This window comes from Streptomyces sp. Q6 (genome assembly GCF_036967205.1).
Lineage (GTDB): Bacteria > Actinomycetota > Actinomycetes > Streptomycetales > Streptomycetaceae > Streptomyces > Streptomyces citrinus.
The window spans coordinates 309464-328196 of the sequence record NZ_CP146022.1; the positions used below are offsets into that span (position 1 = coordinate 309464).

At 71.9% G+C, this 18733-nt stretch carries 18 protein-coding genes; 13 read left to right on the forward strand and 5 right to left on the reverse strand.

Translation table 11 applies throughout. From position 1 onward, the window contains the following. Positions 1-175 precede the first annotated feature (175 nt). The gene (locus V2W30_RS01585) at positions 176-1348 is read right to left on the reverse strand and encodes a PP2C family protein-serine/threonine phosphatase (RefSeq protein ID WP_338692973.1); all 1173 of its coding nucleotides are present in this window, start codon (positions 1346-1348) and stop codon (positions 176-178) included. Between the two features lie 391 nt (positions 1349-1739). Here V2W30_RS01585 and V2W30_RS01590 point away from each other — a divergent pair, with 391 nt between their 5' ends. Beyond that, positions 1740-2219 (forward strand): MarR family winged helix-turn-helix transcriptional regulator, encoded by a 480-nt coding sequence (locus tag V2W30_RS01590; protein ID WP_338692975.1) that lies wholly within the window; start codon positions 1740-1742, stop codon positions 2217-2219. A gap of 17 nt (positions 2220-2236) precedes the next feature. Here the strand turns inward: V2W30_RS01590 and V2W30_RS01595 are convergent, their stop codons facing one another. The 3 genes from V2W30_RS01595 to V2W30_RS01605 form a co-directional block, all read right to left on the reverse strand. Continuing rightward, complete coding sequence (locus V2W30_RS01595; protein WP_338692977.1) at positions 2237-2743, reverse strand: MarR family winged helix-turn-helix transcriptional regulator; 507 nt, start codon at positions 2741-2743, stop codon at positions 2237-2239. 122 nt (positions 2744-2865) lie between these two features. Beyond that, positions 2866-3639: a class I SAM-dependent methyltransferase gene (locus V2W30_RS01600; RefSeq protein WP_338703438.1), complete on the reverse strand. Its 774-nt coding sequence runs from the start codon at positions 3637-3639 to the stop codon at positions 2866-2868. A gap of 29 nt (positions 3640-3668) precedes the next feature. Further along, on the reverse strand, positions 3669-3917 hold the full coding sequence (locus V2W30_RS01605; protein ID WP_338692979.1) for an SCO4226 family nickel-binding protein: 249 nt from the start codon (positions 3915-3917) through the stop codon (positions 3669-3671). 237 nt (positions 3918-4154) lie between these two features. Between V2W30_RS01605 and V2W30_RS01610 the strand changes: the two genes are divergently transcribed. From V2W30_RS01610 to V2W30_RS01630, 5 genes are all read left to right on the forward strand, one after another. Continuing rightward, positions 4155-5417: an NAD(P)/FAD-dependent oxidoreductase gene (locus V2W30_RS01610; protein WP_338692981.1), complete on the forward strand. Its 1263-nt coding sequence runs from the start codon at positions 4155-4157 to the stop codon at positions 5415-5417. A gap of 10 nt (positions 5418-5427) precedes the next feature. Then, positions 5428-5874 (forward strand): RidA family protein, encoded by a 447-nt coding sequence (locus tag V2W30_RS01615; RefSeq protein WP_338692983.1) that lies wholly within the window; start codon positions 5428-5430, stop codon positions 5872-5874. After that, complete coding sequence (locus V2W30_RS01620) at positions 5871-6548, forward strand: DUF1028 domain-containing protein (protein WP_338692985.1); 678 nt, start codon at positions 5871-5873, stop codon at positions 6546-6548. The genes V2W30_RS01615 and V2W30_RS01620 overlap by 4 nt, the downstream gene beginning before the upstream one ends. Continuing rightward, positions 6545-7687: a M20 family metallopeptidase gene (locus V2W30_RS01625; protein ID WP_338692989.1), complete on the forward strand. Its 1143-nt coding sequence runs from the start codon at positions 6545-6547 to the stop codon at positions 7685-7687. Before V2W30_RS01620 ends, V2W30_RS01625 begins: the two co-directional genes overlap by 4 nt. 206 nt (positions 7688-7893) lie before the next feature. Beyond that, positions 7894-8820 carry a LysR family transcriptional regulator gene (locus tag V2W30_RS01630; protein WP_338692991.1) on the forward strand — a complete coding sequence of 309 codons (927 nt, stop codon included), beginning with the start codon at positions 7894-7896 and terminating at the stop codon, positions 8818-8820. A 6-nt stretch (positions 8821-8826) separates the two neighbouring features. On the opposite strand, the gene V2W30_RS01635 is transcribed toward V2W30_RS01630, so the two are convergent. After that, on the reverse strand, positions 8827-9438 hold the full coding sequence (locus V2W30_RS01635) for a TetR/AcrR family transcriptional regulator (protein ID WP_338692993.1): 612 nt from the start codon (positions 9436-9438) through the stop codon (positions 8827-8829). Between the two features lie 131 nt (positions 9439-9569). Here V2W30_RS01635 and V2W30_RS01640 point away from each other — a divergent pair, with 131 nt between their 5' ends. The 7 genes from V2W30_RS01640 to V2W30_RS01670 all read left to right on the forward strand — a co-directional run bounded on the left by V2W30_RS01640 (position 9570) and on the right by V2W30_RS01670 (position 18728). Continuing rightward, positions 9570-11009, forward strand: a complete 1440-nt coding sequence (locus tag V2W30_RS01640; RefSeq protein ID WP_338692994.1) for a cytosine permease — start codon at positions 9570-9572, stop codon at positions 11007-11009. Next, entirely contained in the window at positions 11006-12481 is a 1476-nt protein-coding gene (locus tag V2W30_RS01645; protein ID WP_338692996.1) for an aldehyde dehydrogenase, read from the forward strand. Before V2W30_RS01640 ends, V2W30_RS01645 begins: the two co-directional genes overlap by 4 nt. Further along, positions 12478-13806, forward strand: coding sequence for an ArgE/DapE family deacylase (locus V2W30_RS01650; RefSeq protein ID WP_338692998.1), 1329 nt, complete (start codon positions 12478-12480; stop codon positions 13804-13806). The genes V2W30_RS01645 and V2W30_RS01650 overlap by 4 nt, the downstream gene beginning before the upstream one ends. 22 nt (positions 13807-13828) lie before the next feature. Then, positions 13829-15184: an aspartate aminotransferase family protein gene (locus V2W30_RS01655; RefSeq protein ID WP_338693000.1), complete on the forward strand. Its 1356-nt coding sequence runs from the start codon at positions 13829-13831 to the stop codon at positions 15182-15184. Between the two features lie 125 nt (positions 15185-15309). Further along, positions 15310-16785, forward strand: a complete 1476-nt coding sequence (locus V2W30_RS01660; RefSeq protein ID WP_338693002.1) for an APC family permease — start codon at positions 15310-15312, stop codon at positions 16783-16785. Positions 16786-16886: 101 nt separating this feature from the next. Further along, positions 16887-17843, forward strand: a complete 957-nt coding sequence (locus V2W30_RS01665) for an IS481 family transposase (RefSeq protein WP_338692774.1) — start codon at positions 16887-16889, stop codon at positions 17841-17843. 37 nt (positions 17844-17880) lie between these two features. Then, a protein-coding gene (locus tag V2W30_RS01670; RefSeq protein WP_338693004.1) for an IS5 family transposase occupies positions 17881-18728 on the forward strand; the annotation gives its coding sequence in 2 pieces (ribosomal slippage) (positions 17881-18232 and positions 18232-18728; 849 coding nt in all). Positions 18729-18733: the final 5 nt, after the last annotated feature.

Consider the following 18733-nt stretch of genomic DNA (forward strand, 5'->3'; position numbering starts at 1 on the left):
GCAACAGTTGCACGCCGGGAACCGTCCCGGCAACCACCCAGCTCACCGGCGATCACGCCGGGCATGGCTGCACCGGGTGACGAGTCCCCCCTGTCGGTACATCGACACCCGAAAGGGCCCCTGAATCACCCGCAGGGGGATGGGATCACTCACAAGGGGGACGGCCCGTCCGAGCTCAGGAGGCGTCCTGCCGGCCGAACCAGTCCAGGCACACCACGAGGGCGTCGTCGGCCGCGTCGGCCTTCAGGTAGCTCGCCAGCTCCTGAAGGATCGCACGCGGCACCGCGGAGGCGGGCAGCAGGCGCGCGGCCTGCACCGCGCGCGCGAGTGCGCGCTCGCCGTACGCCTCCCCCGACTCGGAGAGCGCGTCGTACACGCCGTCACTGACGAACAACAACCGGTCACCCGGCTCCACATCGAACTCCTGCGCGACGTAGTCCGTCTCCTCGAACATTCCGAGGGGCAGCTGGGCCTCGAAGGGAATCTGCTCCACCACCTTGCCCCGCTGACGCCACAGCTGGGGCGAACCCGCGTCCACCACCCGCACGCGCCCCGTCGCCAGCTCGAAGGAGAGCAGCAGGGTGGAGACGTACGCGTCTCCCCGGTGCTGCGCGTACAGCGCCTGGTCGGCCAGGGCCGCCTGGTCGGCGATGTCGATGCCGGCCCGCCGGGCGTTCCGCAGGGCGTTGACGGCCAGGTTGGTCAGCAGCGACGCCGCGATCCCCTCGCCCATGCCGTTCGTGACGGTGAGCGTGAGCGTCTCGCTGGTCGCGGCCCAGTCGAAGTTGTCGCCGTGGATCGCGTACGCGGGCTCCAGCTGCGCCCCGATCGCGTATTCGGTACGGGTGTAGGCCCGCCCGGGAAGCAGCTGCCACTGCATCTCGGCGGCCAGGGTGAGACGGCCGGCCCGTCGGGCCTGGAGGTACACGTCCGTGTCGCGGTCCGCCACGACGATCTCGTGACCGAGGATCTCCGCGAGCGCGGCGAGCTCCTCCACCTGCCGCGGCGTGGATCTCTCCTCCGGGATGCGCACGCGAAGGATGCCGAGCCGGTCGCCGCGCACGGTCACCGGCAGGAACAGATCGACGGCCCCCTCGTCCGCCACCGCACGGCTGTGCGGATCCTGGCTGGCCAGAGCGCGGCCCGCGGGACTGGCGTGGACGGACACGGGCTCGGCGGTGTACGGCAGCTCCGTCACCGGCTGCAGGACCGTGAGGCCGTAGTCGACCATCAGCAGTTCGACGTCCAGCGCCCCGTAGTGCTCGGTCAGCGCCGCCCGCACGGCCTCCAGGAGATCGAAGGGAGCGGCGGTGCGGACAGCGCGTTCCGCAGCCAGGAAATTCGACACAGCAGCCTTCTTCGATGAACGGCCGGCTGCCGGGCGGGACAGAGAACGGGCTCTGGCGCCGCCGCATCACACACCTGCCCGGGAGAACGCTCCTGGCGGTGCGGGTTCCTCGCGGGACTGACCTCGACCACGATCCCTGTCTCGCGCCTACGAGCCGAGCGGGAACGTCACAGCACCAAAACTGTTGCCATGAGGCAACCTAAAGCACGATTCTATCCCGTGGTCACCCATGCCAGGGCTCGGCCCGCGAGCAAGCCCGGACCGATCTGCGGCGCGACCGCACTCCCCGTCGGACCCGGGGTTACCTTCGACACAACGGGCACACGGCACAGGGGTGCCGCAGTCCCGGCCCGCGAGAGACGCAGCACTGTTCATGGAAGGTGACGGCCGCATGAACTGCGCAGCTCCGTCGGACGACCCCGGCACCGGATGGACGGCGGAGGCCGCCGAAGCGGTCGAGACCATGGCAGCGCTGTGGGCCCGCGCCGCCCGGTCCACGTCGCCGAAGGTGTCCGAACTTCAGCTCCAGGCCCTGCTCGCCGCACGGGCCGAGCCGCACATCAACCTGCGTGCCCTGGCCGAGGCGGTCGGCGCCGCACCGCCCGCCGCCAGCCGGCTCTGCGACCGCCTCGAAGCGGCGGGCCTGCTGCGCCGCGGTCCGGCTCCCGCCGGCCGGCGCGAGATAGGGCTGACCCTGACCACGCAGGGGCACGACGTGCTCGACACCGTCGGTGTCCGGCGCGACGAACTCTTCGGCGCGGTCCTGAGCCGCATGCCGGACGCCGCGCGCCAGGATCTGCTGACGGGGTTGCGGGCCTTCGGCGAGGCGAGCGGGCCCTGCCGGCACCACGACGACGACGGGTGTCCCTGAACGTCGTCACACCCCGGTCAGGCGGTGGCCTCCGCGGGACCCACCGACTCGATCTGCTCCTCGCTCAGCCCGATGTGCGCCGCGGCCGCGTGCTCGAACTGCTCCAACCCCTCGGCCAGCGTGCGCAGTTGATCCGGGGACATGGTCCGCAGCACCGTCACGATCTCGCGTGCGCGGGACGCTCGGAAGTCGTCGAGGACGGCCTCACCGCGTCGGCTCAGCCGCAGGTCGACCTCGCGCCGGCTCGTGGGGCTGGCCAGGCGCTCCACCAGGCCCGCGGCTTCGAGACGGTCGCACAGGCGACTCACCGAGGACGGCCGGGACCCGAGCGCCTCGCCCAAGGTCCGCTGATTCACCCTGCGCTGTTCCTCGATGACCGCCAGCGCCCTGAACTGCGACGGCGGCAGGGGGCCCGACAGCGTCGCTTCCTGGCCGCGGCACCACAACACGTCGAGCAGCTCCGACACATGGCCCGCCACCTGGGCGACGTGCTCAGGGGTGCGGAAGGGCAGACCTCTGGGCATCCCAGCACCCTCCCGTCAGCAAGCGAGGCACAGCAGAACGACGTCGACCGCACCGAGCCTACAGGCGAGCCGTGCCACGAACAGGCCCCGGGACCCGTCGTGCGCGGTTGGTCGCACCACCCTCACTCATCGGCCACGGGTCGCGCCGTGTAGACCGTCGCCGTCATCGGCGCCCGCACGGGTCCTGTGCCGAGACGGTTCGTCATCTCCTGGATGACGGCGTCGCGCACCTCCCCGGCGTCGTCCCGGGCCGCGACCGCCGCGGTCACGGGTGTGCCGGTGAGGAACCCGGTGGCGACGGACGCGGCCGATTCCGCGACCCCCTCCAGGGTCACCTGCTCGGCCCGGTCGAGGGCGAGGCCCGCGGCGGCGAGGTCCGCCTCGACGACGGCCGGGTCGCTGTACCCGTGCGGCACCTCCGGCAGGAAGGACGGTGCTCCTTCGGGGAGGGCGTGCTCCAGGGCCGCCTGGAACTCCGCGCCGAATCCGTGCGAGGCGAGGGGCCCCCAACTGCTGAACAGGAAGCGTCCGTGCGGGGCGAGGACCCGGCGCACCTGTGCGTAGGCGGCGGGTCTGTCGGGGAAGAACATCACGCCGAACTGGCACAGGACGAGGTCGAAGGCGGCGTCCTCGAAGGGCAGGTCCTGGGCATCGGCCTGCTGCCAGTGCGCGCGTGGTTCCCTGGCCGACCCGCAGGCGACCATCGCGGCGTTGAGGTCGGTCGCCACGATCGAGACGGTGTCCGTCTCGGCGAGCAGGGCGGAGGTCAGGGCCCCGGTTCCGGCGGCGAGTTCCAGGACGGTACGGGGCCGCAGCGCTGCCGCTCTGGCGGCGAGATCGGCGGCGAAGGGGCGGAAGAACACCGGCACCAGATACCGCTCGTAGGCCTCCGGCATCGAGCGCGTCCAGCGGCGGTCGGCGTCGTTCACGCCGTCAGGGGGACGGGGTGGATTTCGTCGGCCTTGTGGCCGGCCCGCTCGTGGATGCGCTGGACCGCTTCCGCCGAGGGTGCTTCGGACAGGCAGTAGACGGTGCCCGACTTCGGGTCCGCCCAGGCCCTCTCGAAGTGGACGCCTTCCTCCTTCTCGATCGCGAGATCCGCCTGATGCGCCTTCATCAGGTCGTCGGCCGTGAGGCCCTTCATTCCGTGGTGGACGTCCATGAACTGCGACATGGCGTCGCACCTCCTTCCACGCGGACCCGGCGCCGGGAACCGGTGTTCCCACCAGCCGACTCCTCCTTCCCATCCTCCTCCTGGGCCGCCGTCACAGCTACAGGAGTGGATCTGAAAATGCGATAGCCCCTAACGAAAACATCTGTTCGACAGGATGTACGGGCCGCTCCAGGATGGCGTCAGCGGTGGCCAGGTCGACGCGCAGCGGGACGGCGCACCGCCTGAGGGGAGGCTCATATGTCCAGTGAAGAGACCGAAGTGGTGATCGTCGGCGCGGGCCAGGCCGGCGTGGCGATGAGCGAGCACCTGGGAGCCCACGGCGTCCCGCACCTCGTCCTGGAGCGGGACCGCGTCGCCGAACGATGGCGTTCGGAGCGGTGGGACTCCCTGGTCGCGAACGGGCCCGCCTGGCACGACCGGTTCCCGGGGATGGAGTTCACGGCCGTCGCCCCCGACGGCTTCGCCTCGAAGGAACAGGTCGCCGACTACTTCGTCGCCTACGCCGAGAAGATAGGCGCCCCGGTCCGCTGCGGTGTCGAGGTGACCTCGGTACGGCGGCACACCGGCCGTCCCGGATTCCGCGTCGAGACGTCGCAGGGGTCCGTGGACGCCCGCTTCGTCGTGGCCGCGACCGGCCCGTTCCAGCGGCCCGTGATCCCGCCCGTCGTGCCGCGGGACGCCGGCCCCGTACAGCTCCACTCCAGCGGGTACCGCAATCCCCGACAACTCCCCGAAGGGGCTGTGCTGGTGGTCGGGGCCGGGTCGTCGGGTGTGCAGATAGCCGACGAGCTGCGGCGGTCCGGGCGTCGGGTCGTGCTCTCGGTCGGACCGCACGACCGGCCGCCGCGCCAGTACCGCGGCCGGGACTTCTGCTGGTGGCTCGGTGTGCTCGGGCTGTGGGACGCGCAGACGCCGCCGCAGGGCGCCGAACACGTCACCATCGCGGTCTCCGGCGCGCGCGGCGGACACACCGTCGACTTCCGCTCGCTGGCCGCGACCGGTGTCGAACTCGTCGGCATGACCACGTCGTACGAGGACGGAGTGCTGCGCTTCGCACCGGACCTCGCCGCCAACATCGCGCTCGGCGACGAGAAGTATCTCGGCCTGCTGCGCGCCGCCGACGCCTACGTCGAGCGCAACGGTCTCGATCTTCCCGAGGAGCCGCAGGCCCACGTCCTGGGCCCCGACCCGCGCTGCGTGAGCGAGCCCCGCCTCGCCCTCGACCTCGCCGGGGCCGACATCACCTCCATCGTCTGGGCGACGGGCTTCGCCGCCGACTACGGATGGCTCGACGTGGACGCCTTCGACGAGCACGGCCGCCCCGACCACCGGCGCGGCATCTCCCGCGAACCGGGCGTCTACTTCCTCGGCCTGCCGTGGCTGTCCCGGCGCGGATCGAGCTTCATCTGGGGCGTCTGGCACGACGCCCGGTACGTCGCGGACCACATCACGACCCGGCTCGGATACCTCAACCACCCCCTTGCCCCGAACCAGGACTGAGGAGCAGACCATGGCGAACGCCCCGATCGTGGCCGGCGGCCACACCCGGATCCGCCCGTTCAACACGCGTGACACCTATCCCGAGCAGCGCCTCGACAACGACCTCTGCCAGGCCGTCGTGGCGGGCGACACCGTGTACGTCCGCGGCCAGATCGGCCAGGACCTCGACACCAGCGAGTCGGTGGGCGTCGGCGACGCCGAGGCGCAGGCCGAGCGGGCCATGGCGAACATCAAGGTGCTGCTCGAAGAGGCGGGCAGCCGCATGGAGCATCTGGTCAAACTGACCATCTATCTGATCGACCCGCGCTACCGCGAGGCGGTCTACCGCACGGTGGGCCGCTGGACCAAGGGCGTCCACCCCATCTCCACCGGCCTGGTGGTGTCGGCCCTCGCGCGTCCGGAGTGGCTGTGCGAGATCGACGCGGTCGCGGTGATCCCGAGGGAGGAGCGCGCGTGACGTTCTCCCTGGTGGTCCGCGACGGTGAGCGGTTCGGCGTCGCGGCCGTCTCGTCCAGTCCCGCCGTCGCCGCGCGGGTCGTTCATCTGCGGCCCGGCGTCGGCGCGGCCACCTCGCAGAACATCACCGACCCCACGCTCGGCACCGACCTGCTCGACGCGCTCGCCGGGCACGGTGACGCGGCGCGCGCCCTGGCCGACGTCACCGGCGCGGCACGCAGCGAACAGTCCATCGCCTACCGGCAGTTGACGGTCCTGGGCCGCTCCGGTCCCGGGTTCGCCTTCAGTGGCGCGCAGACTCTGGGCACGCACGCGTCGGCGACCGCGGACGGTGCGGTCGCGGCCGGGAACATGCTGTCGGGACCGCACATCCCCGGTGTGCTCGTGGACGCGTACACCGCCGCCACCGGGGAGTTGGAGGAGCGGCTGCTGACCGCCTTGAAGGCGGCCGTCGCGGCGGGCGGCGAGGAGGGGCCGGTGCGCTCGGCCGGGCTGGCGGTCGTCGCGGACGTGGGCTGGCGGGTGAGCGACCTGCGGGTGGACTGGGCCGACGACCCGGTCGACCGGCTCGGCGACCTCCTCGACGTATGGCTGCCGCAGCGCGACGACTACGTACGGCGCGGACTCGACCCCGCGGACTCCCCCTCGTACGGCGTGCCGGGAGATCCGCGATGAGCGCGCTGAAGCAAGCCGCCCGCAACGCGGTCGACCGGCATGCCGAGGAACTCGTCGGGCTGTCGCGGCGACTGCACGCCGATCCGGAGACCGCCTGGGAGGAGCACCGGGCTGCGGCCGCCGTGCCCGACCTGCTCGACCGGGCCGGATTCGACGTCACCTCCGCCTACCTGGGCCTGGACACCGCCTTCGTCGCCCGGTTCGGCAGCGGGCCCGTGCGGATCGCGCTGTGCGCGGAGTACGACGCGCTGCCCGGCCTGGGCCACGCGTGCGGGCACAATCTCATCGCCGCGAGCTCGGTCGGTGCCGCTCTCGGCCTGGCCGCCGTGGCCGACGACGCCGGGCTCACCGTGGAGGTCTACGGCACCCCGGCCGAGGAGGGCGGCGGCGGGAAGATCGAGATGCTGGAGCGGGGGGCCTTCGCCGGGGTCGATCTCGCGATGATGGTGCATCCGGCGCCGGTCGACGTCGCCGAGGCCCGCCCGTTCGCGGTCAGTCACTCCAAGGTCTCGTACACGGGCAGGTCGGCGCACGCCGCCGCCTATCCGGAGGCCGGTGTCAACGCGGCCGACGCGTTCACCGTCGCACAGGTCGCCATCGGTCTGCTGCGCCAGCACCTGCCCTCCTCCGCGCGCGTGCACGGCATCGTGACCCACGCGGGCGACGCGCCGAACGCCGTCCCGGAGCGGTCGACCGGACGCTGGTACGTGCGGGCCGAGACCCTCGCGGAACTCGCCGAACTGGAACCGCGCGTCGTGCGCGCCTTCGAGGCGGGCGCCCTCGCCACCGGCTGCGACCTGCGCATCGAGCCGGAGAGCCGGCCGTACGCGGAGTTCCGCAACGACGAGACGGCGCTCGGCCACTACCGCGCCAACGCCCTGTCCCTCGGACGGGAGTTCGCGCCGCCGGGGCAGGCCGCCCGGATGAACCGCGCCTCCACCGACATGGGCAACGTCTCCCAGGTGGTGCCCGCCATCCACCCCTACATCGGCATCGGTTCCCTGCCCGCCACCAACCACCAGCGGGAGTTCGCCGCGTACTGCGTGGGCGGGACGGCCGAGCGCGCGCTGCTCGACGGGGCCACGGCGCTCGCGTGGACGGGCGTGGACCGGAGCGGAGGCGACGATGCCCACCGCTGACGAGGCCAGACGGGACGTGGGGCGCGGGACCGCTGCGCGGTGCGGTCCTGGCGGCGACCCCCGGCACGTCCGCGGCGGGGTCCGCGGCGGCCCTCCCTCCACGGACCCGGCAGAGCGGGCTGTCGGTCGCGCACACCCTCACGGCGGCGCTGTTCGCCGACACGTAAGGTCGGGCGGACACGGATCACCGGGCACGAAGGTCTCGCATGACGTCTCCGCTGGGTTTCACCCTTGTCCAGCTGCGCTATTTCCTGGTCGCCGCCGAGCGCGGCTCCATGACGGAGGCGTCGGCGGAACTCCACATCGCGCAGTCCGCCGTGTCCACGGCCGTCTACAACCTGGAGCGTGAGCTACGGGTCCAGCTGTTCATCCGGCGCCGGGGGAAGGGGCTGACCCTGACCCCCGCGGGGGAACGGCTGCGGGCGCAGGCGCGCGAACTCCTCGCGCGGGCCCGTGAGGTGGAGCGGGAGGCCCGCGGGGACGGCGAACAGCTCTCCGGTCCTGTGACCGTGGGCTGCTTCGTGACGCTCGCCCCGTACTACCTGCCGCCGCTGTTCAGCGAGTGCACCCGGCGCCATCCGGGCATCGAGATCGACGTGGTGGAGGCGGAGACGGACCAGCTCGTGCACGCCCTGGCCGCGGGGCGGGTGGACTTCGCCCTCACCTACGGACTCGGCCTGTCGTCCGAGCCCGAGCTGCGCGGCGAGACGATCGCCCGCGCGCCGGCGTACGTCATCGTCGCCGCCGGTCATCCGCTGGCCGGGCAGGGCAGTGTCGCGCTCGCCGAGCTGTCCGCGGACCCCCTCGTACTGCTCGATCTCCCGCACAGCCGCGACTACTTCCACGCGCTGGTCGCCGCCACCGGCACCGCCCCCGACGTCCGCTACCGCACCCGGAGCTACGAGACCGTGCGCTCGCTGGTCGCCCGGGGGCTCGGCTACTCCGTCCTCAACCAGCGTCCGGCGACCAGCCAGACGTACGGCGGCGGCGAGGTCGCCGAACTCGCGCTCCGCGACGGCGGCCCCCCGCTGGAGGTCAAGATCGCCTCGGTGGCCGACGTGACGCAGACCGCGCGCGCCCGCGCCGTGATGGACGTCCTGCGCGACATCGCGCCCCGCCCGGACCGGGCCTGAGAGCCGCTACAGCTCGGCGCATCCCGTCACCGCCCGCGCGTGGCCGCGGATGAGGCGCTGGGCCTCGGTCCGGGTCAGGGCGGCGTTGCGGCTGACGATGTGCAGGCCGTAGCCGTCCTCCAGAGCGACCAGGTTGCTGGCCAGATCGTGCACGGATGCCGTCAGGGTGAACGCGCCGGTCGCGGCGCCGACTTCGAGCACGGTGGTGTACAGGCCGACCTCGCTGGCGAACAGTGACGCCATCAGTTCGGCGTGCCCGGCGCTGCGGTCGGCGCGGCCGTGCAGTTCGTACAGCAGTCCGTGCGTGGCGTCGTCAGGAGCGGACGGCAGTCCCGAGGCGATCAGCGCGCGCAGCCGCGCCACCGGGTCGGCCACATCGTCGGTGACCGCGTGCCGGGCCGTCAGGAAGCGTGCGACGGCGCCCCGGTGCACCTCGAGGACCAGGTCGTCCAGCTCCGGGTAGTAGTAGAGGACCGACCCGGCGGACATGCCGGCCTCCGCGGCGATGTCCTTGATGCGCAGGCCTTCCAGGCCCCGCTCCGTGATGGCCCGCCCCGCCGCGTCCACGAGCGCCTCGCGCCGTGCGGTCTGGTTCTTCGGTCTCCCCGGTTTTCCCATGCGGTTAATTCTCTGTTACGCCGTTCAGATAAAGCAAGCAGATCCTGGCCAACCCATTGACGTGTTCCTCACGCATTGTTTGAATCCAGGCTCAAAGAACTGGTTCCACCGGATCGCCTCACGGAGACGACATGGACAGTCAGCCAGCTCGACCGCCCGGCGATGACCTCACCCCGGGCCCCGAGCGCATCGAACGCCGCACCATCGACGTGGTTCCCGAGGACGAGCGCCACGGCCGCACCCGCGACCTGTTCACCATCTGGTTCAGCGCCAACCTGGGCCCGCTCACCGTCGTCACCGGCGCCCTGGCGCCCACCGCCTTCGGGCTCTCCTTCTACTGGAGCCTGGCCGCCCTGCTCGTCGGGCATCTCGGCGGCGGCTTCCTCATGGCGCTGCACTCGGCGCAGGGGCCGCAGCTCGGGGTGCCCCAGATGATCCAGAGCCGCGGCCAGTTCGGCAGCGTCGGCGCTCTCGCCGTGGTGCTCGTCGTGATCGTCATGTACCAGGGCTTCTTCGCGTCGAACCTGGTCGTGGGGGCGCAGTCGCTCGGGCAGGTCACCCCGCTCGGCGAGGGCACCGGCGTGCTGCTGTGCGCGGTGGTCAGCCTCGCGGTCGCGGTCGTCGGCTACCGCCTGATGCACCGCATCGGCGCCTGGACCACCTGGGCGTTCGGCGCGATCCAGGTCGTCGGCGCCGTCTACCTGTTCGCGGGCGGCCTGCCCTCGGACTTCCTGACCTCCGGCGGCTTCAGCGTCGCCGGGTTCCTCGGGATGGTGTCCGTCGGCGCGCTCTGGCAGATCGCCTACGCGCCCTACGTCTCCGACTACTCCCGCTACATGCCCGCCCATCGGGCCGGCGTCCGCTCCACCCTGTGGTGCACGTACGCGGGCTGCGTCCTCGGCAGCGTGCTGCCGATGGTGGTCGGCGCGGCGATCGGCATCGCGGGCGACGGCGACCCGATCGCCGCCCTCCACCACCTCCTGGGCTCCACGCTCGGTCAACTCACGCTGTGGAGCTTCGCGTTGGTCACCATGCTGACCAATTCCATGAACCTGTACGGGGCGGTGCTCTGCGCCGTCACCGCGGTGCAGACCTTCGCGCACCGCTGGCTGCCCCGCGCCACCGGGCGCGCGGTGATCGGTGCGGCCCTGACCGCCCTCTCGGTCGCGCTCGCCCTGGCACTCGCCGACAGCTTCATGACGAACTACCTGAACCTGATCTACGTCCTGCAGTACGTCCTGATCCCCTGGACGGCGATCAACCTGGTCGACTTCTATCTGATCCGGCACGGCGCGTACGACGTACCGTCCTTCTTCGCCCGCGACGGCGGCGTCTACGGCCGCTGGAACGTCACGGCCCTCGCCGTCTACGCGATCGGCATCCTCGCCGAGATCCCGTTCATGGCGCAGTCCCTCTACACGGGCCCGCTGGCCCACGCCCTCGGTGACACCGACCTCGGCTGGATCGCGGGCCTGGTCGTCACCGTCCCCCTCTACTGGCTGCTCGCGGCCCGCAGCACGCACCGCGACACCCCCGCGCCCGCACCGATCACAGGAGTGCCCGCAGCATGACCCACACGCACCAGGACTGGGCGACGCTCGCCCGTCACCTCACGCCGCGCACCCGGGCGTTCATCGACGGCGACTGGCGTGACGCGCGCTCCGGCGAGACCTTCGCCACCGTCGACCCGGCCACCGGACGCACCGTCGCGGAGGTCGCCTCCTGCGACACCCCGGACGTCGACGACGCCGTGCGCGCGGCGCGCCGCAGCTTCGAGGCCGGTGACTGGTCACGGGCGGACGCCGCGGTCCGCAAGCGCGTACTGCTGCGGCTCGCCGCGCTGATCGAGGAGAACGGCCGCGAACTGGCCCTCCTGGACACGCTCGACATGGGCAAGCCGATCGCCGAGTCCTACGGCACCGACGTACCCGGCGCGGCCGGAGTCTTCGCCTGGTACGCCGAGGCCGCCGACAAGCTCTACGACGAGGTGGCACCGGCGCCGCCCGGCAACCTGGCTCTCGTACGACGCGTGCCGCTCGGCGTCGTCGGCGCGGTCGTCCCGTGGAACTTCCCGCTGGACATGGCGAGCTGGAAGCTGGCTCCCGCACTCGCGGCGGGCAACAGCGTCGTCCTCAAGCCCGCCGAGCAGTCCCCGCTGTCCGCGCTGCGGCTGGCGGAGCTGGCGGCGGAGGCGGGGCTCCCGGCCGGCGTGCTCAACGTCGTGCCCGGCCTCGGCGAGCGCGCGGGCCAGGCGCTCGGCCGCCACCACGACGTGGACACCCTCGCCTTCACCGGCTCCACGGCGACGGCCCGCCGCTTCCTCGCCTACGCCGCCGAGTCGAACCTCAAGCAGGTGTGGCCGGAGGCCGGCGGCAAGAGCCCGAACCTCGTGTTCGCCGATGCCGACCTGGAGACGGCGGCCGCCCGCGCCGCCGCGGGGTTCGCCTACAACTCCGGGCAGGTCTGCTCCGCCAACACCCGGCTGCTCGTGGAGCGTTCGGTGGCCGAGGAGTTCACGGCGCGCGTCGCCGAACACACCGCGTCGTTCGCGCCCGGCGACCCCCTCGACCCCGCCACGACATTGGGCCCGCTCGTCGACGAGGCGCAGGCCGTCCGGGTGCTCAAGGCAGTCGCCGAGTCCGGCGGCACCGTGGTGTGCGGCGGCACGCGCCCGGACCGCCACGGCGCCTACGTCCACCCGACGATCGTCACCGGACTCGCCCCCGACGCCCCGCTGGCCCGCGAGGAACTCTTCGGACCGGTCCTCACCGTGCACGCCTTCGACACCGAGGCCGAGGCGGTCCGGCTGGCCGACGACTCCCCGTACGGGCTCGCGGCCTCCGTCTGGACCCGCGACCTGGCCCGCGCCCACCGCACCGCCGAAGCCCTCCGCGCGGGCACGGTCTCGGTCAACACCGTCGACGCGCTGTCCCCGGCGACCCCCTTCGGCGGGTTCAAGCAGTCCGGCTACGGCCGCGACCTCTCGCTGCACTCCTTCGACAAGTACACGGGCCTGAAGACGACGTGGGTGAGCTACGGATGAGCGGGCACGACACTCAGCGGCTCCTGGCCGAACTCGACCGCCGCCGCGACGATCTGGTGGCGCTCACGGCCGAACTCGTCGCCTTCGACACCACCGTGCGGGGCTCCGCCGACGAGCGGCACCGCGCCGAGCACGACCTCCAGGACCACCTCGCCGCCCGGCTGCGCGCGGCGGGCGCCACGGTCGACGTCGTCACCCCGCGACCGTCCGACCTGCCGCACTCCCCGCAGACCCCGCCGGGCCTCGGCTTCGACGGGCGCCCTCAGCTCATCGCCCGGTTCCCCGGCACGGGCGGCGGCCGCTCCCTCCTCTTCAACGGCCACATCGACGTCGTCTCGGCGGAACCCCGCCAGGCGTGGAGCAGCGACCCGTTCCGCGCCGAGGTCCGCGACGGGCGCCTGTACGGCCGCGGCACCTGTGACATGAAGGGCGGCATCGCCGCCATGGTGATCGCCGCCGAGACCCTCGCGGCCCTCGGCATCCGGCTCCCCGGCGACCTGCTGGTCAACACCGTCACCGACGAGGAGTGGAACGGCGCCGGCACCCTCGCCTCCCTCGCGTACGGGGTGAAGGCGGACGCGGCGATCGTCCCCGAGCCCACCGACCTGAACGTCGTCACCGCCCAACGCGGCATCCTGGGCGGCACGTTGAGCGTCGAGGGGCGTCCCGGGCACGCCGAGCACCCGCCCGGCGACTGGCGCTCGGGCGGCGCGGTCAACGCCATCGAGAAGACCCTGCCCGCGCTCGCCGCGCTCCAGGCGCTGCGCGAGCGCTGGGCCGACGATCCGGCGCACACCCATCCCCTGCTCCCGCCGCCGTCGATCGTGCCCACCACCATCAAGGGCGGCGAGTGGTGGGTGACGTATCCGGCGTCGTGCGAGGTGTGCCTGGACATCACCTATCTCCCGGTGCAGGCCGACGGCGGCGGCTGGGCGAGCTCGGTGCGGGCCGAGATCGAGGCGGCCGTGCAGGACGCCTGCGCCGCCGACGGCTGGCTCGCGGCGCACCCGCCCCGCTTCACCTGGGACACCGAACTGCCACCCGCCGAAGTGCACCGAACCCACCCCGTCGTGACGGCACTTGAGAGCGCGGCCGTCGCCCTCGGCCGGGCGCCGCGCGTCCTCGGCGAGCCGTCCTGGACCGACGCGGCCACCCTCACCCGGCTCGCCGACACCCCCGCCGTCTGCCTCGGCCCGACCGCGACCAGGCCCGACGGCTCCCCGACCCTCCACACCATCGACGAGTACATCGAGGTCGACGACCTGCTGGCCACGGCGAAGGCCCTGGCGCTGGCCGCACTCGACCTCACGGCACCCGCAGCCTGACCCGTACGGAAGGACATCCCCCATGAACGACCAGGACCACCAGAGCCTCCTGGCGGCCGACCGCGCCCACATCATCCACCCCTATCTCCCCGGCACCACCGAGGAGCGGGTGATCATGACGGCCGGGTCCGGCTGTCGGCTGAGCGACTCCGAGGGCCGGAGCTACCTCGACGCCACCGGCGGCCTCTGGCTCGCCCAAGTGGGCCACGGCCGGACCGAGTTGGCCGACGTCGCCCACGAGCAGATGAAGAAGCTGGAGTACTTCACCAGCTTCTGGGAGTTCTCCAACGACCGGGCGATCGAGCTCGCCACGCGCCTCGCCTCGCTGGCCCCGGACCCGCTGAACCACGTGTACTTCACGTCCGGCGGCTCGGAGGGCAACGAGGCCGCGATCAAGATGGCCCGCTACTACCACCACCGGCGCGGCGACACCGACCGCACCTGGATCCTGGCCCGCGACAAGGCGTATCACGGCATCGGTTACGGGGGCGGCTCGGCCACCGGATTCCCGGTGTACCACGAGGGCTTCGCCCCGATGATGCCGCACGTCTCGCACCTCACCCCGCCGTGGCCGTACCGGACCGAGCTGTACGCGGGAGAGGACCCCACCGACTTCCTGATCCGGGAGCTGGAGGAGCGCATCGCCGAGATCGGCGCCGGCAACATCGCGGCGATGATCGGCGAGCCCATCATGGGCGTCGGCGGCATGCTCGTCCCGCCGGCCGACTACTGGCCCCGGGTGCGCGAGGTCCTCGACCGGCACGGCATCCTGCTGATCTTCGACGAGGTCGTCACCGCGTACGGACGCGTGGGCGAGTGGTTCGCCGCGCAGTACTTCGGTGTCACCCCCGACATCATCGTCACCGCCAAGGGCATCACCTCCGGGTACGTACCGCTCGGCGCCCTGATGGTCGCGGACCACGTCACCGAGGTGCTCCTGCGCGACCACGGCTTCCCCATGGGCTACACGTACAACGGCCACCCGGTCGCCACGGCCGTCGCCCTCGCCAACCTCGATCTCATCGAGAAGGAGGGGCTGCTCGCCCGCGCCACCGGTCTCGGCGCGTTCCTGCACGCGGAGCTCCAGAGCCGGCTGGGTGACCTGCCGATCGTCGGTGAGATCCGCTCGGTCGGCATGATGCTCGCCGTCGAACTGGTCGCCGACCGCGCCACCCGCGCCCCGCTGCCCCTGGACCCGGACCGGATGCCGCACGATGTCATCCGCCGCGAGACCGGCGTCATCGTCCGCGACTCCGCCCACAGCCTGGTCCTCTCCCCGCCCCTGATCATGACCGAGGCCGAGGCGAAGGAAGCGGCCTCCGCCCTGCACAGTGTCCTGGAACGCACCACGCCCACCGGCGAGATCCGTTCCGCCTGACGCCCTCCGCCGGGGAGGCCGACCCCCGTCGGTCTCCCCGGCCGCTCCCCCGACACGGCCCCCACCCGTCACCGCGCCCGCACGCGCTCCCCCGCAGTCCCCGCCTCCCGTCCTAGGAACTGCCCGTGTCCTCCGACATGACCTCCTCCGCCCCTCCCACGTCGCCACCCACCGCCGGTCTGCAACGCAGCCTCAAGCGGTTCGACATCACCGCGATGGCCATCGCGGCGGTGATCTCCTTCGACACCGTCGGCCAGATCGCCACCGGCGGCGGCGAGGCCGCCACCTGGACCGCGGTCATCGCGCTGTTCTTCCTCATCCCCTACGCCCTGCTGTTCGCCGAGACCGGCGCCGCGTTCCCGCAGGAGGGCGGCCCCTATGTGTGGGTCAAACTCGCGCTCGGCCGGCCCGCGGCCGTTCTGACCACGCTCTTCTACTGGGTGACCAACCCGATCTGGCTGGGCGGTTCGCTGGTCTTCCTCGCCGCGGAGACATGGGACGGATTCGTCTTCCACCTGGGCTCAGGGACGTTCGCCGACTACACGTTCAAGCTGCTCTTCGTCTGGGCCGCCATCCTCACCGCCGTCGTCTCCCTGCGGCGCGGCAAGTGGATCACCACCGCGGGCGCCCTGGTGAAGGTCCTCTGCCTGGTGCTGTTCACCGCCACCGCCGTGCTCTACGGCGTCGAGCACGGGTTCCAGGGGCTCACCGACGCCCGGTTCACCCCGACCACGGCCGGCTTCCTCGGCCTCGTCCCCATCCTGCTGTTCGCGTACGTCGGCTTCGAGGCGCCGAACGCGGCCGGTGAGGAGATGCACAACCCGCAGCGCGATGTGCCCGCGGCGCTGGGGCGTTCCGCGGCCGTCGCCGCCTGCTGCTACCTGCTGCCCGTCCTCGCGCTCCTGGCCGTCGCGCCCGCCGGGAAGGTCACCGGCATCGGCGGGTTCATGGAGGGCGCCCGGCTCGTCTTCTCCGTGTACGGCGGCGCGGCAGGACCGCTGCTCACCCTCACCGCGGTCATGTTCGTCTTCGCGCTCCTCACCCAGGGCAGCGCCTGGATGATCGTCAGCGACCGCATGCAGGCGATGGCCGCGGCCGACGGGGGCTTCTTCTCCCGTTCCCTCGGCGTCTTCCATCCCCGGCTCGGCACGCCCGTGCGCACGAACCTGCTCTCGGGGGCCGTCGCCACCGTGTTCATGCTGGCCGCCATGCGACTCGCCGACGGCGACGCCGCCGCCGTCTTCGCGGTCGTGCTCACCGTGGCCGTCACCACGCTGCTGCTGTCGTACCTGGTGGTCGTCCCGGCCCTGGTGCTGCTCCGGCTCCGCCGCCCCGACGCCGTACGTCCCTTCCGGGTCCCGTTCGGCAACCCGGGGTTCCTGATCTGCGCGGGCCTGGTCTACGCCTGGATCCTGATCGGCTCCTGGTCGGCGCTCTTCCCCGGCGTCCTGGAGAGCGTGGTCGGCCTCGACTACGACTTCCACGAGGTGTGGGGGGTCTCCCGTGCCGCGTTCGAGGCGTTCACGCTGGGCACGGTCGTCGTGCTGCTGCTCGTCGGCGCCGCGGGCCTGGCGGTCGCCCGCCGCGAACGCGCCCGCTAGGTGTATTGATCACGAGCGTTGTTGACAGTCGTCGGGCTTGATCATGGCGAAGACCTCCGATGTGGTGGAGCTGTCTAGGACTGCACCACACGGAGGTCTTCGTGTCCCACCGTAATGCCCGGCTGACCGTGCACGGCAGGCGCCTGCTGGTCGAACGTGTCGCGTCCGGCCGTCCCGTCGCCCATGTCGCCGCCGAGATGGGCATCTCGCGGGCGACCGCCCATAAATGGCTCCGGCGGTGGCGAGCCGAGGGCGGGGCGGGCCTGGCCGACCGCTCCAGCAGGCCTTTGACGACACCGCATCGGACCCCGGCGAGCATCGAGGCCGACGTCTGCCGGCTGCGGACCGACCGCAAGCTCGGGCCGGCCCGGATCGGCCCGATCCTGGGACTGCCCGCCTCGACCGTGCACCGCGTTCTGACCCGCCACCGGCTGAACCGGCTGTCCTGGATCGACCGGCCGACCGGCACCGTGATCCGCCGTTACGAACGCGACCGGCCCGGCGAACTGATCCACATCGACGTGAAGAAACTCGGCCGGATTCCCGACGGCGGCGGCCACAAGGCCCTGGGCCGCCAGGCCGGCCGCGTCACCCGCAACAACATGGGTTACGACTACATCCACTCGGCCGTCGACGACCACTCCCGCCTCGCCTACAGCGAGATCCACCCGGACGAGAAGGCCGCGACCTGCGCGGCCTTCCTCACCCGCGCGGCCGCGTTCTTCGCCGAGATGGGCATCACCCGCATCGAACGCGTGCTGACGGACAACGCCTGGGCCTACCGCAAGGGCCTGGCCTGGAAGAACGTCCTGGCCGAACTCGGCGCGAGTGGCAAGCTCACCCGCGCCTACCGGCCCCAGACCAACGGCAAGGTCGAACGCTTCAACCGCACCCTGCTCGAGGAATGGGCCTACCAGCGGCTCTACACCACCAACGACGAACGCACCGCGGCCCTGGCAGACTTCCTGCACACCTACAACCACCACCGCAGCCACACCGCACTCGGCGGCCAGCCACCCATCACCCGCGTCAACAACCCTGCGGGTCAATACAGCTAGGGCGTTTCTTTCGGATCATCTAATCGTTGGTTGATGTGTGCCGTTGGCTGACGCTCAGTGGGCGAGGATCGAGCCGTTGCTGCCGGACCGGACACCTCAGCGGGGTGGGCGATGGCGTGATCATCGACAGGTGTTCGACGCGATTGAGTTCAAGTACCGCACTGGCACTCCGTGGATGGACCTGCCCGATCGCTTCGGCTCGTGGAAGGGTGCCCACAACCGGCTGCGGAGATGGGTCGCCGACGGCACCTGGGAGAAGGTATTCACCGCCCTGCTCGCCCAAGCCGACGCCGAGGGCGACCTCGACTGGGTCGTCGCGGTCGACTCCACGATCGTCCGGGCTCATCAGCACGCCGCCGGGGCCCGTCAAAAGGGGCTGCTACGGCCGGCGAGCCGGACCATCATGCCCTCGGACGGTCCCGCGGCGGGCTGACCACGAAGATCCACCTCGCCGCGGACAGCCGATGCAGGCCGCTGGCGTTCGTCCTCACGCCCGGGCAGGCCGGGGACGCGCCCGCATTTCCCGCGGTTATGGCCCGATTGCGAGTGCCGCGGCCGATCGGTCGACCCCGGACAACACCGGATATGGTCCTGGCCGATAAGGCGTACTCGTCCCGCGCGATCCGGACCCGTCTGCGCGAGCGCGGGATCCGGGCGGTGATCCCCCAGCCCTCCGACCAGGCCGCGAATCGCAAGCGGCGCGGCAGCTGGGGCGGCCGACCGCCGGCCTTCGACCGCGAGGCCTACAAGCAGCGGAACACGGTCGAGCGGTGCATTAACAGGCTCAAGCAATGGCGCGGGCTTGCCACCCGCTATGACAAGAACGCCACCATCTACCTCGCCGGACTCCACATCGCAGGCATCTTTATCTGGTCGGCACGATAACGCCG